This window comes from Acinetobacter sp. YH01020 (assembly GCF_013420275.1).
Taxonomy (GTDB): Bacteria; Pseudomonadota; Gammaproteobacteria; order Pseudomonadales; family Moraxellaceae; genus Acinetobacter; species Acinetobacter amyesii.
Genome location: NZ_VOYN01000065.1, coordinates 1 through 16,734 on the forward strand (window position 1 = coordinate 1; position 16,734 = coordinate 16,734).

The following is a 16,734-nucleotide window of genomic DNA, read 5'->3' on the forward strand; positions in this document are numbered from 1 at the left end:
CGTGGCGAACTAAAGGTTTAGGTGGTGTGATGGATATTCAGAAAATTAAAGAATTGGCTTTGGCAAACGGTTTTTCTTTAAAGTTGCAAGCAAGTGGAAACATGGACTTAAACGCATATGTTTATGACTTTGCAAATGCTATTGAGCAGGAAGCCAAAGCCCAAGCGGTGCCGGAAGGGTTTGCGGTTGTTCCTATTGAGATAACTCCTAAGCAGATTGAAGCATATATGAAAGGTAAGGTTTTCCCCGCCTCAATGGGTGAACACAGAAAGTTTGTAGAGCGCTTATCAAAAGATTACACAGCCATGATCGAAGCACAGGAGCCAGCCAATGATTGAAAAACAATGTGCTTGGGTTGAGAACCAAGATGCTAACTGGGAAACAGAGTGTGGTGAAACCTTTGTTTTTAATGACTGTATGCTGCCATCGGAACACTCTTTTAAGTTTTGTTGTTTTTGTGGTGGGGAGCTTAGTGAAACAGTGTTTGAGGAAGAATGGAATGACTGAAATTCAATTAACAAAACTTCAACTGGCTAACTATGTTTGCGACGAGCTACACAAAGAAATGCCATTTGATCTGATTTTTAATCAGGACGAATTTGTACCATTTATGGAAATCATTGACGCTTCAAATCTGAATGTTGAATTTTCAGTTAAAAATATTGGTGACAAGATTCATGTCGGTGTAACAAAGGGAAATTCAAACGGTATATATCAGGCATTGAGTAGTTATATAAAGGAGCACGACCATCCAAGTTCTGATATTGATCGGTTTATTGCAAGCGGTGAATTTGATAAGGCTTTTAAAGATGTGTTTGGGTTGCCGAATGGCGTGGTGAAGAGTTTGGGAGAGGTGTCATGAGCGATCAGTCAACAAAATTATTGCCAATTGATCAAGTTATAGCAAAACTTCAAATTGGCAAGTCAACCATTTATAAATGGATCGAGCAGTGTGAATTCCCTCAACCAATATTACTGGGTACTGGAAAGCGCAAAATAGCTCGATGGAAAGAATCTGAACTTGATGAATGGATTTTGCAACACAAAGCCAAGGCCTCTTAATTACGGAGGCTTTTTTTGGCATAATATTTATATAGCACTTTATTTTTTTACGGTATTTTTTACGGTACTGAAACTTAACTAAAATAATTTATACTTTATAATCATTAATTTAAATATAGAGTTCGACACCCGCAGAGCGCACAATTTCTGAGATATCCCTCCTCCCTGTATTTGTAATCCCCCATATACCAATAAATATGAAGAAAGAACCTTTCACACTAAAAACCTATCAATTACAGTTTTTAACTTAGTTATTGTTTTTACAAAGATTACTGTTCAAAGACTATTTTTAAGAACAGTTAAATAGCGCTTTAAAATGTGCTAGCCACCTACCTCTCAATGCAAAAAACGACACATAGTATGGTCCATAAGGCCAAAAAATCAATTTATGACTGCTCATATCAAAATTTTTTCAATTTTTTTCTAGGTTTAGAAAATAATGCGCTAAATGAAAATATTAAATAATAATCAAAATGTTATATATATTAATTAGTACTTTTACTCTAAAAATAGCAACTTTTAGCCATATTTTTCAATCTAGAGCATTTACTCTTATTTTAATTGTGCTATTTTTGTCACATGGAGTAACAATTAAGCCTAAGAGTATTAAGAAGTTTTCCATAACGAATATATGCAGTAACCATAAAAATCAAATTCGTATCTCAAGGAATGACGAAGAATGAAATTAAAAACTTTAGCTACAGCCATGATTCTTGCTTCAGTTCCAATGACAGGTGCTTTTGCAGCAGCACTAGATCGTTCAGGACAATCTATTTCTGCATTTTTACAACCAGGGAACTATTTTGAAGCAGGTATTTCGGTTTTAGATCCGAATGTTTCAGGGAAGATGAACAGCACTGCACCTGCTAGCAACCCAACATTAGGAGCTCTTGCTAATACATCACTAGATGACATGGCGGGTGATTACTATTTTCCACACGCAGCATTAAAATTACAGCTAACTGATAATTTTTCTTTTGGTTTACTATATGATCAACCTTTTGGTGCAGAAGCTAAATATAGTGCAACAGATCAAACACTACCAGTTGCAGGTAACCCTGGCGCATTCCAATTAATGGGCGAAACAACGGAAGTCGAAGTTAACACTCAAAATATCTCGATGATATTAGGTTTTCAACCGACTGAAAATTTCAACATTTATGGCGGTGGTGTATATCAAACAGTAAAAGGCGATGTTCAACTACGTGGTATTGCATATGGAGCAAACCAAGCTCTCGGTTTATATAATGCAAATATGAAAGAAGATAGTGCCGTTGGTTGGTTAGCAGGATTAGCGTACCAAATCCCAGAAATTGCTTTAAAAGCATCTATTACTTACCGTTCTGAGATTGATCACGAAGCTGCAACCACTGAAACTGGAAGCAGTGCTCTACTAGGCGGTGCTTTTTCAACGCGTGCTGACACTAAGATCACCACACCGCAGTCTGTTAACCTTGATTTTCAAACTGGTATCATGGCCGACACTGTCGCATTTGCAAATGTACGTTGGGTAGATTGGTCAAATTTTGCAATTCGCCCAACCGCTTTTGGTAAAGCATCTGAAACATTAGGTGCCCTTGGTCGTGGTCCTGTTGGTGGATTTGACCTTGTTGCTTATTCTGACGATCAAATCAATGCTACAGTTGGTATAGGTCGTAAATTGAGTGAACAATGGGCTGGTAACGTTTCTGTAGGTTGGGATTCTGGTGCAGGCAACCCTGTATCAACACTTGGTCCTACTGAAGGCTACTGGAACGTTGGCTTAGGTTTACAATTCAGCCCAGCGCCTAACTACTTTATCGCAGGTGGTGTTAAATACTTCATGTTAGGTGATGCTGAAGCACAACCTGCATCAATGTTTGGTACAAATGAATCAGTAGCATCATTTGAAGATAACGATGCATGGGCTTACGGTCTAAAAATCGGTTACCGCTTCTAATTCTCGGTATCAGTAGATTGGAAATATATCCAATCTACTATTGTAAAAATAATTTAATTCAAATGTTCATAGATTGAGCATTTGAATTTCTTAAGTTCAAAGATAAACATTAAGTTAAATACTCTATTTTTTTATTTATAAATCATAAACATAAATAACACCTTCTAGAATAATTACTCTAGCATTGCTTATTTTTTAACTTATACAGTTCATTTTTAGAGTAGCAACTCTTATTTACTGTTTTTCTATTTATGTTACTTTCCACACATTGAAATAACATCAAAAGTTACGAACAGGGAAAAGTATGCGCTTAAATCACCTTAGCTACGCAATTTTACTTACCGCTTTACCAACAGCATCATTATTTGCAGCGGGTCTAGATCGTTCAGGTCAGTCTATTTCAGCATTCTTACAACCTGGTAACTACGCAGAAGCTGGCATTTCTATTTTAGACCCAAAAGTAGAAGGTCAAGATTTACTGAAAAATAAAGTTGATGACATGGGTGAAGACTACTACTTCCCTTCAGCAGCAATTAAAGTACAAGCGACTGATAAAATTTCTTTAGGTTTGATCTATGATCAACCGTATGGTGCAGATGCAGCATACGACAGCAATTCACTTTTCTTCGGTTCAAACGGCACGGGTACAAGTGTTGAAGTTGATACACAAAACCTAACAGCGTTAATTGGTTACCAACCAACAGAGAACTGGAACTTCTATGCAGGTCCAGTATGGCAAACTGTTGAAGCAGATATCAAACTCCGTGGTTTAGCTTACCAAGGCCTTTCTGGTTATAACATCAAGATTGCTGAAGAAGAAGCATATGGTTGGTTAGCAGGTTTCGCCTACTCTATTCCAAAAATTGCTTTAAAAGCTTCTGTAACGTATCGTTCAGAAATCAAGCACAAAGCAACTGGTGAAGAAACTTATACGCTTTCATCTCCTATGACTGTTGCTCCTGGTGTTACTCTACCTACAGGTACTACGATCGGTTTAGCTGACGCTCGTGTTGATGCAATTACACCGCAATCTGTAAACGTAGATTTACAAACTGGTATTGCTGCAAACACTTTAGCTTTTGCTAACCTTCGCTGGGTTCATTGGGATCAATTTGCAGTAACACCGCAAGCATTATTCCAACGTTCAGGCGGCAACAATTTAATTGATTATTCTGACGATCAGTACTCAATCACTACAGGTATTTCTCGTAAGTTCAATGATAAATGGGCGGGTACTGCAGCTGTGGGTTATGACTCTGGTGCTGGCAACCCTATTACGACTTTAGGCCCTGTTGAAGGGAATTGGAATGTTGGTCTAGGTGGTCAATATAGTCCTGCTGAAAACTATTTCATCCAAGCAGGTGTTAAATACTTCTGGTTAGGTGATGCTACTGCTCAAACTGGTGGTAATCCAGTAGGTGAATTTGAAGATAACCATGCGCTTGGCTATGGTTTGAAAATAGGCTATCGCTTCTAAGTTGTTAGAACAGCTTTGCATTAAACAAGAAAGGGCGCATAAGCGCCCTTTTCTATAACCAGCTATACAGAATTAAGCTGGAATATCACGAACTGAAGCATTACGAATCGCTTCTTTTAATGCAGCATAGCCATGAATTGGTGGGAATTGTGGAAATTCTGCAATCACATTGTCAGGCGCATCAAATAAGAAACCCGCATCTGCTTCACCAAGCATCGTCGTATCGTTATAAGAATCACCTGCTGCAATCACCCGGAAGTTTAACCCATGCAATGCTTGAACGGCTTTACGCTTTTGATCAGGTTGACGAAGCTTATAAGCTGAGATCATACCATTTTCATCAGTTTCTAATTTGTGGCAGAAAATCGTTGGCCAACCAAGTTGCTGCATTAATGGATGTGCAAACTCATAGAAAGTATCTGAAAGAATAATCAATTGAAAATGAGTACGCACCCACTCTACAAACTCTTTTGCACCTTCAAATGGCCCCATATCTGCGATTACGTCTTGAATATCGTTTAAACCCAAACCGTGTTGTTTTAGGATATTTAAACGCTGAGTCATCAACACATCGTAATCTGGAATGTCACGAGTCGTTGCTTCAAGTTCTTTAATGCCTGTTTTTTTCGCAAAATTAATCCAAATTTCAGGTACTAAAACCCCTTCTAGATCTAAACAAACGACTTCCATGCACTCTACCCTCTGTTATGTGAAAAAAATTTTTCATTATCATAGCGGAAGAATAAAAAAATGCATTGTTCTTTTTTAAATCTATTTTTTTCATAAGTATCTATTTTTTAGTGATAAGTGTGTTTTAGCATTTCCATTAAAATAGTTCTGAAATAAATTAATATAGGTTTTAACGTTCCAAGCCTATAGCCAGGACATTCATGACTACCATCCCTACTATTGACCTTGTCGATGCACTTGCATCTGAATATGCAGATAAATCACCTTCTGAGATTATGAAACTTGCGCTTAGCCAGCAAGGTGAAGTTGCGATTTCCTTTTCTGGTGCAGAAGATGTTGTACTGATTGATCTTGCATCGAACTTAGGGATTCCTTTTCGTGTATTTAGTTTAGATACCGGTCGCTTACACCCTGAAACTTACCAATTTTTAGATACTGTCCGTAAACATTATAAAATTGATATTGAAATCTGTTTCCCAGAAAGTGATGCCGTACAAAAACTGGTAACAGAAAAGGGCTTTTTTAGCTTCTATCAAGATGAACATAAAGAATGCTGTGGTATCCGTAAAGTACAACCTTTGCGTAAAAAACTAGCCACTTTAGATGGCTGGATCACAGGTCAACGTAAAGACCAAAGCCCAGGCACACGTAATGAAATTCCTGTGGTACAAGCAGACCCCGGTTTTTCAGGTCCGGGCAAGCAATTGATTAAATATAATCCTTTGGCAAACTGGTCTAGCGCTGATGTCTGGAACTATATCCGTCTAATGGAAATTCCATATAATCCACTACACGAACGAGGCTTTATCTCGATTGGCTGTGAACCATGTACTCGTCCTGTTTTACCGAATCAACACGAACGAGAAGGTCGCTGGTGGTGGGAAGATGCAACCCATAAAGAATGCGGCTTACACGCAGGCAACATGAAAAAATAAAGATCACAAAACCACTGCATAGCAGTGGTTTTTTTCAACGCATCGATACACATAATTCCGTATCATTTCAACGTAAAAACGCTATACTGCAAATGACAATTTAATAATTCTAACAATGCTACTCATACATGAGCAGCTGTAGAAATTGCAGTGAGGCAATCAACGCTATGCGTCCATTACATCCTATTGATTTCATATTCTTAAATTTAGAGAAACGGCAACAACCGATGCACGTAGGTGGTCTATTTTTATTTCAGATCCCTGACAATGCACCAGATACTTTTATTCAAGATTTAGTCGCAGATATTCGTAATTCAAAATCCATTCCTATTCCTCCTTTTAACAATAAACTCAACGGCTTCTTTTGGGATGAAGACGAAGAGTTTGATTTAGATCATCACTTCCGCCATATCGCACTGCCGCATCCCGGTCGTATTCGTGAACTTTTGACTTATATTTCTCAAGAACACAGTGCGCTGATTGACCGTGCGAAACCGCTTTGGACTTGCCATATTATTGAAGGCATTGAAGGCAATCGTTTTGCGATGTACTTCAAAATCCACCACGCGATGGTCGATGGCATTGCAGGTATGCGTTTAGTTGAAAAATCACTTTCGCATGACCCAGATGCTAAAAGAATTGTGCCACCATGGTGTGTAGAAGGCCCTCGTGCAAAACGCCTGAAACAGCCTAAATCCAGTCGTATGAAAGGTCTGTTATCGACCATTAAGGGACAACTTGACTCAACTCCACGAGTTTTGTACGAACTGTCACAAACAGTAATGAAAGATATGGGGCGTAACCCAGATTATGTGTCTAGTTTCCAAGCGCCGAGTTCAATATTAAACCAACGGGTTAGTTCTTCTCGTCGTTTCGCTGCTCAGTCTTTTGAATTTTCACGTTTGTCACATATTGCCAAGTCACTCGGCGTAACAATTAATGATATTGTGCTTGCAATTTGTTCAGGCGCATTACGTGAATATTTAATTACACAAAATGCTTTACCTAAAAAGCCATTGATTGCCATGGTGCCTGCATCAGTTCGTACCGATGATTCAGATATGTCAAACCGTATTACCATGATTTTGGCCAATCTTGGAACCCATAAAGAAGATCCGCTAGAACGGTTGAAGATTGTGCGTCGTAGTGTGCTCAATGCCAAAGAGCGCTTTAAGCGGATGAACTCGAATCAAATTTTAAACTACAGTGCTTTTGTCTACAGTGCAGCAGGTTTAAATATTGCATCAGGCTTCATGCCAAAACGTCAGGCCTTTAACTTGGTCATTTCGAATGTTCCCGGCCCACAAGAGCCGTTATATTGGAATGGTGCACGTTTAGAAGCGCTCTACCCAGCGTCTATTGTTTTGGATGGTCAAGCGCTTAATATCACCATGACCAGCTATTTAGATAAGCTTGAAGTTGGTTTAACCGCATGTCGTAATGCGCTGCCAAAAATGCAAAATTTACTGACGCATTTGGAAGAAGAAATTCAACGATTTGAAACTATTGTGAACCAAGATTCCCCAAAGTTACAGGCGGTTAGCTAACCGCCTGTTTCTAGATTTGGTATCAATTCATCAGCATCTTGAACCATCCAAAAAATTAAAAACCCGTCTAAATTAAACAATCTAGACGGGTTTTTAGTATTTGAACTTTGAGTGATTTTTTGGAGCAATTTACGTGTATAAGCTAAAATTTAGGTGAACAAATCCGTTGTTATTGTTTAATTATGACTTGTAGATACGAACTGATAATTAAGTTTATTTTCCATTATTTATAAAATTTTAGCACATTAAATATTTTAGAATTGCGCGTTAGCACTTTAACCCTCTGGATTACATTATTTATATTTCAATATTTAAGCTTTGATAGCTCGGCACTGTTTAAGTAACTGATGACAAGCAGAACGAATCATAGACGCTGTAATTTGAACTTCATTACCACGTTCATCCACGATATAACCTGAATGGATCGCTTTTGCTTCAACAACAGTTTTAAGACCACTTTTCATTACTGTTTTACTAACACCCATAATACACCTCTTTTTGCTAAGCCATTTTCAAGTTCATTACGGGAAAATGGCTTTGGCTATTTGATGTGTCTAGTATTCAAAATAACAGTTCAAAAGTAAAATCTCAGTTGTAACAAGTGTTTAACGATATTCTGTTACAATTTCAACTCAGAATGATATCGTATTGCTCTTGCGTATATAAATTTTCCACTTGGAACTTGATCACACGGCTAATAAAGTGCTCTAAATCAGCTACCGCAGGTGCTTCAGCAGTTAACAATCGATCAATCACCGACGGATGTGCCACCACAGTGAAACCACTTTGTGATTCATAAGCACGTGCATATCTCAAGATTTCACGGAAAATTTCATAGCAAACTGTTTCAGCAGTTTTCACATAACCACGCCCCTGACAGGTCGGGCAAGAATCACAAAGGAGATGCTCTAAAGATTCACGGGTGCGTTTCCGAGTCATTTCCACCAAACCCAGCTCAGACACTTGAGTGATCTTGGTTTTAGCATGATCGCGCTCAAGCATTTTCTCAAACTGGCTCATCACTTCTTCACGATGATGTGCTTCTTGCATATCAATGAAGTCAATAATGATAATCCCGCCCAAGTTACGTAGTCGGAGCTGACGTGCAATGACCTGTGTGGCTTCCATATTGGTTTTAAACACAGTGTCTTCAAGCGAACGACCACCGACGTAGGAGCCAGTATTGACATCAATCGTGGTCATCGCTTCAGTTTGATCGATCATCAGGTAGCCGCCAGACTTAAGTGCTACACGTGTCTGTAAGGCTTTCTGAATATCCTCTTCGACATTGTACAAGTCAAAAATTGGACGCTCACCCGGATAATGGAGTAAGCGATTTTGCATACTCGGTACAAATTCTTGGACAAACTCTTGCAATTTGCCATGCACTTCGCGTGAGTCGACCTGAATTTTAGACGTCTCTTCATTGGCCAAATCACGGATGACGCGTTGAGGTAAAGGTAGCTCTTCAAAAATCAAAGAAGGTACGACAATACTGCGTTGTTTACGTTGTATGTATTCCCACAGTTTTGCTAAATAGGCCATGTCCTGCGCAATTTCACATTCAGGAATACCTTCGGCAGCAGTACGAACGATGACTGAACCCGGTAAGTTGTGTTCCTTTTGAATGCGTTCAATCATGCTACGCAAGCGATCTCGTTCTTCTTCAGACTCAATGCGCTGAGAAACACCGGTATGACTGCCATATGGCATTAAAACAAGGTAACGAGAAGGAATAGAAAGATCAGTTGATAGTCGTGCACCTTTGGTACCCAACATATCTTTCATGACTTGTACGGTGAGTACTTGCCCTGGTTGTAACAGCTCAAAAACATTCGGGGTTGGTTGATTGCGCTGCCAGACCATATCATTGATATGTAAAAAAGCCGTTCTCGACAATCCAATATCAATAAAAGCAGCCTGCATACCCGGAAGCACGCGAACAACTTTCCCTTTATAAATATTGCCCACTAACCCACGCTTCACGGTGCGCTCAACAAATAATTCATTGACCGTACCGTTTTGAATCAACGCCACACGACATTCCATCGGTGTGACGTTAATCAACAACTCGTCAGACATATCAAAACTCAAAACATTATAAAAATTCTTGTGTTGCAGCAGTTAATTTAATGCCTTAACTGTCTGTAATAACTGTACGGTTTCATGCAAAGGCAGCCCAACGACATTGCTGTAGCTCCCTTCAATACAAGGAATATAGCGCGCAGCAATTCCTTGAATGGCGTAGGCTCCCGCCTTGCCGATTGGTTCACCTGTTGCCCAATAGCTTTCCATGTCAGCTAGACTCAGCGTTTGAAATTCAACCTGTGTGCGCACTACTATACTGTATATTTGATCTTTTGTACTGACACAAACACCTGAAAACACATCATGTTTTCGTCCAGAGATCATTTCCCACATAGAAAAAGCATGTGCTTTCGACGCTGGTTTTCCTAAAATGTGCTCATCAACGCCTAAACTGGTATCGGCGGCAATAACAATAGCATCAGGGAATTGTTGTTGTACTGCGCAAGCTTTAGCACGTGCTAAACGCTCTACATAATCCGCTACAGGTTCTCCTTCCAACACGGACTCATCAATATCTGGACTGAAAATTTCAAATTCCAGACCTAATTGTTGCAATAGTTCGCGTCGTCGAGGAGAACTCGAAGCTAAAATTATATGCGCCATTTTCTCAAGAAGTAATACATGATTGGCCAAATGAGTAAGCTAGTAACAATTGGCTGCCAATGGCGGGCAAATGAAAACTGTGCTCCACCCATCACTTGAACAATCCACACAAACAGTAAATGCGCGAAAATTGCCATTGCAGCAATAATCCATAAATTACCAAATGTGAGGATACGACGTTCACGGGTCAAAAAGCGTGTCACAAATGCAATGACCACAAAACTCAGTGCGTTCATGCCAAATGGCGCATCAGTCAATAAGTCCGTAAAGAGACCTGTGGCAAATGCAAACCAAACACCGCACCATGTCGGCTGACAGAGGACCCAAAATAGCATGATCATCATCATGAATAATGGGCGCCAACCCGATAGGTCATAAGAAAGCGGATACACCATCAGCACGGATGCCAAAATGATGGAAAAGATAATTGGAAATAATGGGTCGCGCTCTGTATGACGACTAAGCTTAGCGAGTGACATGCGGTTGCTCCATCGCTAAAGAATCGGAAAATAGCACAACCACATGATGACCACCTGCCAATTGGGCAGCAGGATTGATATCAATTTGGGCAAATTCACCACTATTGTGACGACTGACTTTCGAGACTGTCCCTACCAAATAACCCGCTGGGAAATGTGCCCCTAGCCCTGAGCTATAGACTTTTTCACCGACTTTGATATTGGCACTGGTTGGTACGTATTCCATCTTAAGTCGACCTAAGTCACCTGTACCCGTAACGATTGCGCGCATACCGGTATGCTCCATCCGCACGGATAAAGAGTGCTCTTTGTCTGAGAGCAACATGACACGACTACTATGCGGGTAAACATTGATAATTTGCCCCATAATGCCCTTGTCATCGAGTACAGTTTGTCCCACTTTAAGCTGACTGCTGGCTCCACGGTTAATCACAATAATATGACGTAAGGGATCAGCATCGGTACCAATGACTTCGGCAATCTCCATACGACCATCAATAATGAGTGGTGTATCGAGCAGGCCACGCAGTCGAGTATTTTCAGCAGAAAGTTCAGATAGTTTCTGTAAACGGACTTGAGCCTGAATTAACTCTGCTTTCATCGCGGTATTTTCACGACGTAATTGAGCTTCAGACTTGGTTTGTTGATTCAGCCATTCTCGCGATAACACTGGATAGCTTGCAAGGGCATAAATTGGATTATATGCCGCATACAAGACGTCTCTGGCCGGTTGGATTACATGTGGCATGCGCCAATCAAAGAAAAGCACCACCAAGCATGTAATCACCGCAATGATAAATGAGCGAAAAGATGGCGGTTGTCTTGAAAACAGTTGCGTTTGCACCCGCCGAGTCCTTTTCTTAGCCTACAAATAACATGTCATGATTAGGGTTATCGAAGAATTCGAGAACCTTACCGCCACCACGTGTAACACATGATAGTGGATCTTCTGCAACCACCACAGGAAGACCTGTCTCTTTTGCAAGAAGCTTATCAAGATTGCGAAGTAATGCACCACCACCAGTCAACACAATACCGCGTTCTGCGATGTCTGAAGACAACTCAGGTGGCGTTTGCTCTAGTGCAGATTTAACCGCAGCCACGATGTTTTGCAGTGGATCAGAAATCGCTTGAGTCACTTCATCAGAAGTGACAGTAATCGCACGAGGTACACCTTCAGCCAAGTTACGACCACGGACTTCGATTTCCAAAGGTTTTGCACCTTCTTCTGGAAGCGCCATACCAACTTCTTTTTTGATGTTTTCTGCAGTGGTTTCACCAATCACACAACCATGTGCTTTACGCACGTAGTTTATGATTTGCTCATCAAATACATCACCACCGATACGTAGTGAGTCTGCATAGACACAACCTTGAAGTGAAATGATCGCGATTTCAGTTGTACCACCACCAACATCGACAACCATCGAACCACAGGCTTGCTCAACAGGCATACCTGCACCAATTGCAGCAGCCATTGGCTCTTCAATTAAGCGAACTTCACGTGCACCTGCATTGTATACAGCTTCACGGATTGCACGGCGTTCCACCAACGTCGATTTACATGGCACACACACCACGACACGCGGTGCAGGTGGGAACAAACGTTTTTCGTGCACTTTGCCAATGAATTGATTCAACATCGTTTCAGTGACTTCAAAGTCAGCAATCACACCATCTTTCATTGGGCGAATTGCAGAAATATTTGCAGGTGTACGACCTAGCATTTGTTTCGCGTCAAGACCTACTGCGGCAACGATTTTTTGTGAACCACTGTGGCGAATTGCCACCACCGTCGGTTCATTTAATATAATGCCTCGTCCTGGCGCATAAATAAGTGTATTTGCAGTGCCTAAATCAATGGCAAGATCCGGCGAAAACAAGCCAATTAGTCGTTTTAGAATCACGGGGACGTTCTCAGTTAAACTTTTATATGGACGCAAGGTGGCAACTTTAACTAAATGTGATGATTTGAACAAGTCAATCGCTTATTATAAGCCACGATATTTTGAATTTTTTTAATACTGATTAGGTAATGTTATGTCTACATCGGATGCACAGCATTCTGCAGATCTAAATGCACAAACAGTTTCAGCGATTGCCCATCTGGCTCGATTGTCGCTAGATGAAGCGCAATCTGCTGACTATGCTCAAAGTTTAAATAAAATTTTAGGCATGATGGAAACCCTGAAAGGCATCGATACTGACGGTGTTGAACCACTAAAAAGTCCATTCGACAATCCACAGCCCTTACGTGAAGACGTGGTATCTGAGACCAATCATCGCGAAGCATATCAAGCAGTTGCTCCTGCAGTACAGGATGGCTTGTACCTTGTTCCGCGTGTGATTGAATAATTTTTATTCAGATCAACATTTTTTCAAATTAAACGTAAAGAAATATTTCTCATGACAGATTTACATCGCTTATCAATTCGTGAATTGTCTGAAGGTTTGGCTGGCGCTAAATTTTCTTCACGCGAATTGACAGAACACTATTTAAAACGCATTGAAAAAATCGATGCTCAAGTCAAGTCATACGTGACCGTGACAGCTGAACAAGCACTTGCGCAAGCAGATGCGGCTGATGCTGCAATTAAAGCAGGCAATGCAACTGCGTTGACCGGTGTACCAATTGCACATAAAGATATTTTCTGTACCCAAGGCATTAAAACCACTGCTGGTTCTAAAATGCTGGACAATTTTATCTCTCCTTACGACGCGACCGTTGTAGCGAAAGGTAAAGCTGCGGGCCTTGTCACTTTAGGTAAAGTGAACATGGACGAATTCGCCATGGGTTCGACCTCTGAAAATTCATTTTATGGCGCTACGGCTAACCCTTGGAACTTAAACCATGTTCCGGGTGGTTCTTCAGGCGGTTCTGCTGCGGCTGTAGCAGCCGATCTTGCTCCATTTGCAACAGGTACAGATACAGGCGGTTCAATCCGTCAGCCTGCGTCTTTCTGTGGTTTGACTGGTCTTAAACCGACTTACGGTCGTGTTTCTCGTTTCGGTATGATCGCGTATGCATCATCTTTAGACCAAGGCGGCCCAATGGCACGTTCGGCTGAAGACTGTGCTTACCTCATGAACGTGATGGCAGGTCATGACGCGAAAGATTCAACTTCGGTTGAAAAAGACGTCGATAACTATGTAGCGAACCTCAACAGCACTTCAATAAAAGGCTTACGCATTGGTATTCCTAAACAGTACTTTAACGTTGCTGGTTTAGATGCAGACGTAAAAGCACGCGTTGAAGAGTCACTGAAAAAGCTTGAAGAAATGGGCGCAATCTTGGTTGAGATTGACCTAAACATGACTGAAAGCTACGTGCCGACTTACTACTTGATTGCCCCTGCTGAAGCATCGTCTAACTTATCTCGTTTCGACGGTGTACGTTATGGCTACCGTGCAGAAAACCCTGTGGATTTGATGGACTTGTACAAACGTTCACGCTCTGAAGGTTTTGGTAAAGAAGTTCAACAACGTATTTTGATTGGTACTTACGCGCTGTCTGCGGGTTACTACGATGCTTATTATGTGAAAGCACAAAAAGTACGTCGTTTAATTCAACAAGATTTCTTAAAAGCATTTGAATCTGTAGACGTGATTGCTGCTCCTGCTGCACCAACGACTGCATATAAAATTGGTGCAAACCTGTCTCCTGTAGAAATGTACTTAGGCGACATCTACACCATCGCAGTGAACTTGGCAGGTCTTCCTGCGATTAACGCGCCTGTTGGTTTTGACAAAGACAACTTGCCTGTTGGCTTACAGTTGATTGGTAACTACTGGTCAGAATCTCAATTGTTGTCTGTGGTGCATCAGTACCAACAAGCAACCGATTGGCATACACAACGCGCTGCAATTGCTGAGGAGAACGCATAATGGCTAAGAACGCTGCGAAACCAAAATCTAACCTGATTGATGGTTGGGAAGTCGTTATTGGTATCGAGATTCACACTCAGCTTGCGACCAATACCAAAATTTTCTCAGGTTCATCTACCACATTTGGTCAAGACCCAAATACACAAGCGAGCCTTGTAGATTTGGCAATGCCGGGCGTATTGCCAGTACTCAACAAAGAAGTGGTTGATCTTGCAATTCGCTTTGGTTTGGGTATTGATGCTTACATCGACCAAGCGTCTGTATTTGCACGTAAAAACTATTTCTACCCAGATTCTCCAAAAGGCTACCAAATCAGCCAAATGGACAACCCAATTGTGGGCTTGGGTCATATCGACATCCAACTTGAAGACGGCACAGTAAAACGCATTGGCGTAACACGTGCGCACCTTGAAGAAGATGCAGGTAAATCGATTCATGACCAATTTGAAGGTCAATCTGGTATCGACCTCAACCGGGCAGGTACACCGTTACTTGAAATCGTCTCTGAACCGGATATGCGTTCGGTTGAAGAGGCGGTTGCTTATATTAAAGCGATTCACACCCTTGTACGTTGGTTAGGTATTTCTGACGGAAACATGGCAGAAGGTTCATTCCGTGCCGACTGTAACGTGTCTTTACGTCGTCCGGGTCAACCGTTTGGTACACGCTGCGAGTTGAAAAACTTGAACTCTTTCCGTTTCATTGAACAAGCGATCAATGTTGAAATTGAACGTCAAATGGAAATCTTGGAATGGGATGGTACCATCGACCAAGAAACACGTTTGTTCGACCCTGTGAAGATGGAAACGCGTTCAATGCGTTCAAAAGAAGAAGCGAACGATTACCGCTATTTCCCTGATCCAGATCTGTTGCCTGTGGTGATTCCAGATGCGCAAATCGAAGCGATTAAAGCGCAAATGCCTGAGCTGCCTGCGGCACGTCGTGCGCGTTTCGTGGCTGACTTCGGTGTGACTGAGTATGATGCTCACGTACTGACACTGACTCGTGAAATGTCAGAGTTTTACGAAGATGTGGTGAAAGCTGCTGGCGGTGCTGCACAAGGTAAGATTGCGGCAAACTGGGTAATGGGTGAATTCTCAGGTGCTCTAAACAAAGCTGGCCTAGACCTTGCTGATTCTCCTGTGTCGAGTGAGAAACTGGGTGGCATGATCGCACGTATTGTGGACAATACCATCAGCGGTAAGATCGCGAAACAAGTGTTCGGCTTTATGTGGGAAGAAGGCAAAACTGCGGACGAGATTATTGCGGAAAAAGGCTTGAAACAGGAAACTGATACAGGCGCGATTGAAGCGATTATTAAGGAAGTTCTTGCTGCCAACGAGAAGATGGTTGAAGAGTATAAATCTGGTAAAGAGAAAGCTTTCAACGGTCTGGTTGGTCAAGTGATGAAAGCGTCACGTGGTAAAGCCAACCCTGCTCAAGTGAATGAGTTGATGAAGAAATTGATTGGTTAATTTATTCGCTAATTAATTGATTTCATGTTATAAAAACCTCGCTTAATGCGGGGTTTTTTATGGCTTACTTTAATCTCTTACAATGTTATTCAGAATATGAAATAGATACTTTAGATAATGAACTAATTTCTATTACCTATAGCACAAGTCGTTTTGTGGAACACACTGATGAGGCAGTTCGTCAAAAATTTAAAGATTTAACTAATGAATCATTTTTAATCTTGCGCAATTTCCCTTGTATCATTTGTTTTGAAAACTTTAAAGATTTTATTGCAATAGCTGAATTACAAGATGTTAAATTAAATGAAAAAAACAAAACTATTACAGCGATTTTAAAGTTAATATCAGAAAAAGTTGAAATCAACCCATACATTGAGGAAACAAATAAATTTTTAAAAATTTGTAATTTAGATGAATTAGAAAAAGCCTCTGTACACGACAAATTTCACAGAACCCTTATCCTATCAGGATTCTGCTTTCTTAAAATTGCCAAAATTTCCTTAAACTCTTCTTTTTTCCCAAAACCAATTAAACGCTGAATCGCCATTTGAACA

At 40.9% G+C, this 16,734-nt stretch carries 18 protein-coding genes and 1 pseudogene; 12 read left to right on the plus strand and 7 right to left on the minus strand.

The features are described 5' to 3' along the window. The 6 genes and pseudogenes from FTT85_RS16455 to FTT85_RS16480 form a co-directional block, all read left to right on the plus strand. A pseudogene (locus tag FTT85_RS16455) lies at positions 1-338 on the plus strand (hypothetical protein); the annotation flags it as partial. After that, positions 331-507, plus strand: a complete 177-nt coding sequence (locus FTT85_RS16460; protein ID WP_180082617.1) for a hypothetical protein — start codon at positions 331-333, stop codon at positions 505-507. The pseudogene FTT85_RS16455 and the gene FTT85_RS16460, both read left to right, overlap by 8 nt. Beyond that, positions 500-862 carry a hypothetical protein gene (locus tag FTT85_RS16465; protein WP_180183999.1) on the plus strand — a complete coding sequence of 121 codons (363 nt, stop codon included), beginning with the start codon at positions 500-502 and terminating at the stop codon, positions 860-862. Before FTT85_RS16460 ends, FTT85_RS16465 begins: the two co-directional genes overlap by 8 nt. Beyond that, complete coding sequence (locus FTT85_RS16470) at positions 859-1,062, plus strand: AlpA family transcriptional regulator (protein ID WP_119064304.1); 204 nt, start codon at positions 859-861, stop codon at positions 1,060-1,062. Before FTT85_RS16465 ends, FTT85_RS16470 begins: the two co-directional genes overlap by 4 nt. A 679-nt stretch (positions 1,063-1,741) precedes the next feature. Then, positions 1,742-3,001, plus strand: coding sequence for an OmpP1/FadL family transporter (locus FTT85_RS16475; RefSeq protein ID WP_180184000.1), 1,260 nt, complete (start codon positions 1,742-1,744; stop codon positions 2,999-3,001). Positions 3,002-3,305: 304 nt separating this feature from the next. Next, positions 3,306-4,478, plus strand: a complete 1,173-nt coding sequence (locus tag FTT85_RS16480; RefSeq protein ID WP_180115425.1) for an OmpP1/FadL family transporter — start codon at positions 3,306-3,308, stop codon at positions 4,476-4,478. 72 nt (positions 4,479-4,550) lie between these two features. Here the strand turns inward: FTT85_RS16480 and thrH are convergent, their stop codons facing one another. Continuing rightward, a complete protein-coding gene (gene thrH / locus FTT85_RS16485; protein ID WP_078189978.1) occupies positions 4,551-5,168 on the minus strand; it encodes a bifunctional phosphoserine phosphatase/homoserine phosphotransferase ThrH in 618 nt (205 codons plus the stop codon). 200 nt (positions 5,169-5,368) lie between these two features. Between thrH and FTT85_RS16490 the strand changes: the two genes are divergently transcribed. Both FTT85_RS16490 and FTT85_RS16495 read left to right on the plus strand, forming a co-directional pair. Further along, on the plus strand, positions 5,369-6,103 hold the full coding sequence (locus tag FTT85_RS16490) for a phosphoadenylyl-sulfate reductase (protein ID WP_168379034.1): 735 nt from the start codon (positions 5,369-5,371) through the stop codon (positions 6,101-6,103). A gap of 167 nt (positions 6,104-6,270) precedes the next feature. Continuing rightward, complete coding sequence (locus FTT85_RS16495) at positions 6,271-7,650, plus strand: wax ester/triacylglycerol synthase family O-acyltransferase (RefSeq protein ID WP_168379035.1); 1,380 nt, start codon at positions 6,271-6,273, stop codon at positions 7,648-7,650. Positions 7,651-7,961: 311 nt separating this feature from the next. Here the strand turns inward: FTT85_RS16495 and FTT85_RS16500 are convergent, their stop codons facing one another. The 6 genes from FTT85_RS16500 to FTT85_RS16525 form a co-directional block, all read right to left on the minus strand. After that, entirely contained in the window at positions 7,962-8,135 is a 174-nt protein-coding gene (locus FTT85_RS16500; protein ID WP_168379036.1) for a PA1571 family protein, read from the minus strand. Positions 8,136-8,277: 142 nt separating this feature from the next. Further along, positions 8,278-9,732: a ribonuclease G gene (rng, locus tag FTT85_RS16505; RefSeq protein WP_111885603.1), complete on the minus strand. Its 1,455-nt coding sequence runs from the start codon at positions 9,730-9,732 to the stop codon at positions 8,278-8,280. Positions 9,733-9,774: 42 nt separating this feature from the next. After that, complete coding sequence (locus tag FTT85_RS16510; protein WP_168379037.1) at positions 9,775-10,341, minus strand: Maf-like protein; 567 nt, start codon at positions 10,339-10,341, stop codon at positions 9,775-9,777. After that, positions 10,329-10,820, minus strand: a complete 492-nt coding sequence (gene mreD / locus FTT85_RS16515) for a rod shape-determining protein MreD (protein ID WP_168379038.1) — start codon at positions 10,818-10,820, stop codon at positions 10,329-10,331. The genes FTT85_RS16510 and mreD overlap by 13 nt, the downstream gene beginning before the upstream one ends. Next, positions 10,807-11,664: a rod shape-determining protein MreC gene (mreC, locus tag FTT85_RS16520; RefSeq protein ID WP_180184001.1), complete on the minus strand. Its 858-nt coding sequence runs from the start codon at positions 11,662-11,664 to the stop codon at positions 10,807-10,809. Before mreC ends, mreD begins: the two co-directional genes overlap by 14 nt. 16 nt (positions 11,665-11,680) lie before the next feature. Then, entirely contained in the window at positions 11,681-12,727 is a 1,047-nt protein-coding gene (locus FTT85_RS16525; RefSeq protein ID WP_086178633.1) for a rod shape-determining protein, read from the minus strand. Between the two features lie 133 nt (positions 12,728-12,860). Here FTT85_RS16525 and gatC point away from each other — a divergent pair, with 133 nt between their 5' ends. From gatC to FTT85_RS16545, 4 genes are read left to right on the plus strand one after another with little or no spacing between them, the layout of a single operon-like run. After that, the gene (gatC, locus tag FTT85_RS16530) at positions 12,861-13,175 is read left to right on the plus strand and encodes an Asp-tRNA(Asn)/Glu-tRNA(Gln) amidotransferase subunit GatC (RefSeq protein ID WP_078189985.1); all 315 of its coding nucleotides are present in this window, start codon (positions 12,861-12,863) and stop codon (positions 13,173-13,175) included. A 51-nt stretch (positions 13,176-13,226) separates the two neighbouring features. Beyond that, positions 13,227-14,705 carry an Asp-tRNA(Asn)/Glu-tRNA(Gln) amidotransferase subunit GatA gene (gene gatA, locus FTT85_RS16535; protein ID WP_180184002.1) on the plus strand — a complete coding sequence of 493 codons (1,479 nt, stop codon included), beginning with the start codon at positions 13,227-13,229 and terminating at the stop codon, positions 14,703-14,705. Next, a complete protein-coding gene (gene gatB / locus FTT85_RS16540) occupies positions 14,705-16,180 on the plus strand; it encodes an Asp-tRNA(Asn)/Glu-tRNA(Gln) amidotransferase subunit GatB (protein WP_180184003.1) in 1,476 nt (491 codons plus the stop codon). Before gatA ends, gatB begins: the two co-directional genes overlap by 1 nt. 59 nt (positions 16,181-16,239) lie before the next feature. Continuing rightward, positions 16,240-16,719, plus strand: a complete 480-nt coding sequence (locus tag FTT85_RS16545) for a hypothetical protein (protein ID WP_180183997.1) — start codon at positions 16,240-16,242, stop codon at positions 16,717-16,719. Positions 16,720-16,734 lie beyond the last annotated feature (15 nt).

Coding starts and splice junctions, on each gene's coding strand:
- FTT85_RS16460 (WP_180082617.1), top strand. CDS start 331: ATGATTGAAAAACAATGTGCTTGGGTTGAGAACCAAGATGCTAACTGG.
- FTT85_RS16465 (WP_180183999.1), top strand. CDS start 500: ATGACTGAAATTCAATTAACAAAACTTCAACTGGCTAACTATGTTTGC.
- FTT85_RS16470 (WP_119064304.1), top strand. CDS start 859: ATGAGCGATCAGTCAACAAAATTATTGCCAATTGATCAAGTTATAGCA.
- FTT85_RS16475 (WP_180184000.1), top strand. CDS start 1,742: ATGAAATTAAAAACTTTAGCTACAGCCATGATTCTTGCTTCAGTTCCA.
- FTT85_RS16480 (WP_180115425.1), top strand. CDS start 3,306: ATGCGCTTAAATCACCTTAGCTACGCAATTTTACTTACCGCTTTACCA.
- thrH (WP_078189978.1), bottom strand. CDS start 5,168: ATGGAAGTCGTTTGTTTAGATCTAGAAGGGGTTTTAGTACCTGAAATT.
- FTT85_RS16490 (WP_168379034.1), top strand. CDS start 5,369: ATGACTACCATCCCTACTATTGACCTTGTCGATGCACTTGCATCTGAA.
- FTT85_RS16495 (WP_168379035.1), top strand. CDS start 6,271: ATGCGTCCATTACATCCTATTGATTTCATATTCTTAAATTTAGAGAAA.
- FTT85_RS16500 (WP_168379036.1), bottom strand. CDS start 8,135: ATGGGTGTTAGTAAAACAGTAATGAAAAGTGGTCTTAAAACTGTTGTT.
- rng (WP_111885603.1), bottom strand. CDS start 9,732: ATGTCTGACGAGTTGTTGATTAACGTCACACCGATGGAATGTCGTGTG.
- FTT85_RS16510 (WP_168379037.1), bottom strand. CDS start 10,341: ATGGCGCATATAATTTTAGCTTCGAGTTCTCCTCGACGACGCGAACTA.
- mreD (WP_168379038.1), bottom strand. CDS start 10,820: ATGTCACTCGCTAAGCTTAGTCGTCATACAGAGCGCGACCCATTATTT.
- gatC (WP_078189985.1), top strand. CDS start 12,861: ATGTCTACATCGGATGCACAGCATTCTGCAGATCTAAATGCACAAACA.
- gatA (WP_180184002.1), top strand. CDS start 13,227: ATGACAGATTTACATCGCTTATCAATTCGTGAATTGTCTGAAGGTTTG.
- gatB (WP_180184003.1), top strand. CDS start 14,705: ATGGCTAAGAACGCTGCGAAACCAAAATCTAACCTGATTGATGGTTGG.
- FTT85_RS16545 (WP_180183997.1), top strand. CDS start 16,240: ATGGCTTACTTTAATCTCTTACAATGTTATTCAGAATATGAAATAGAT.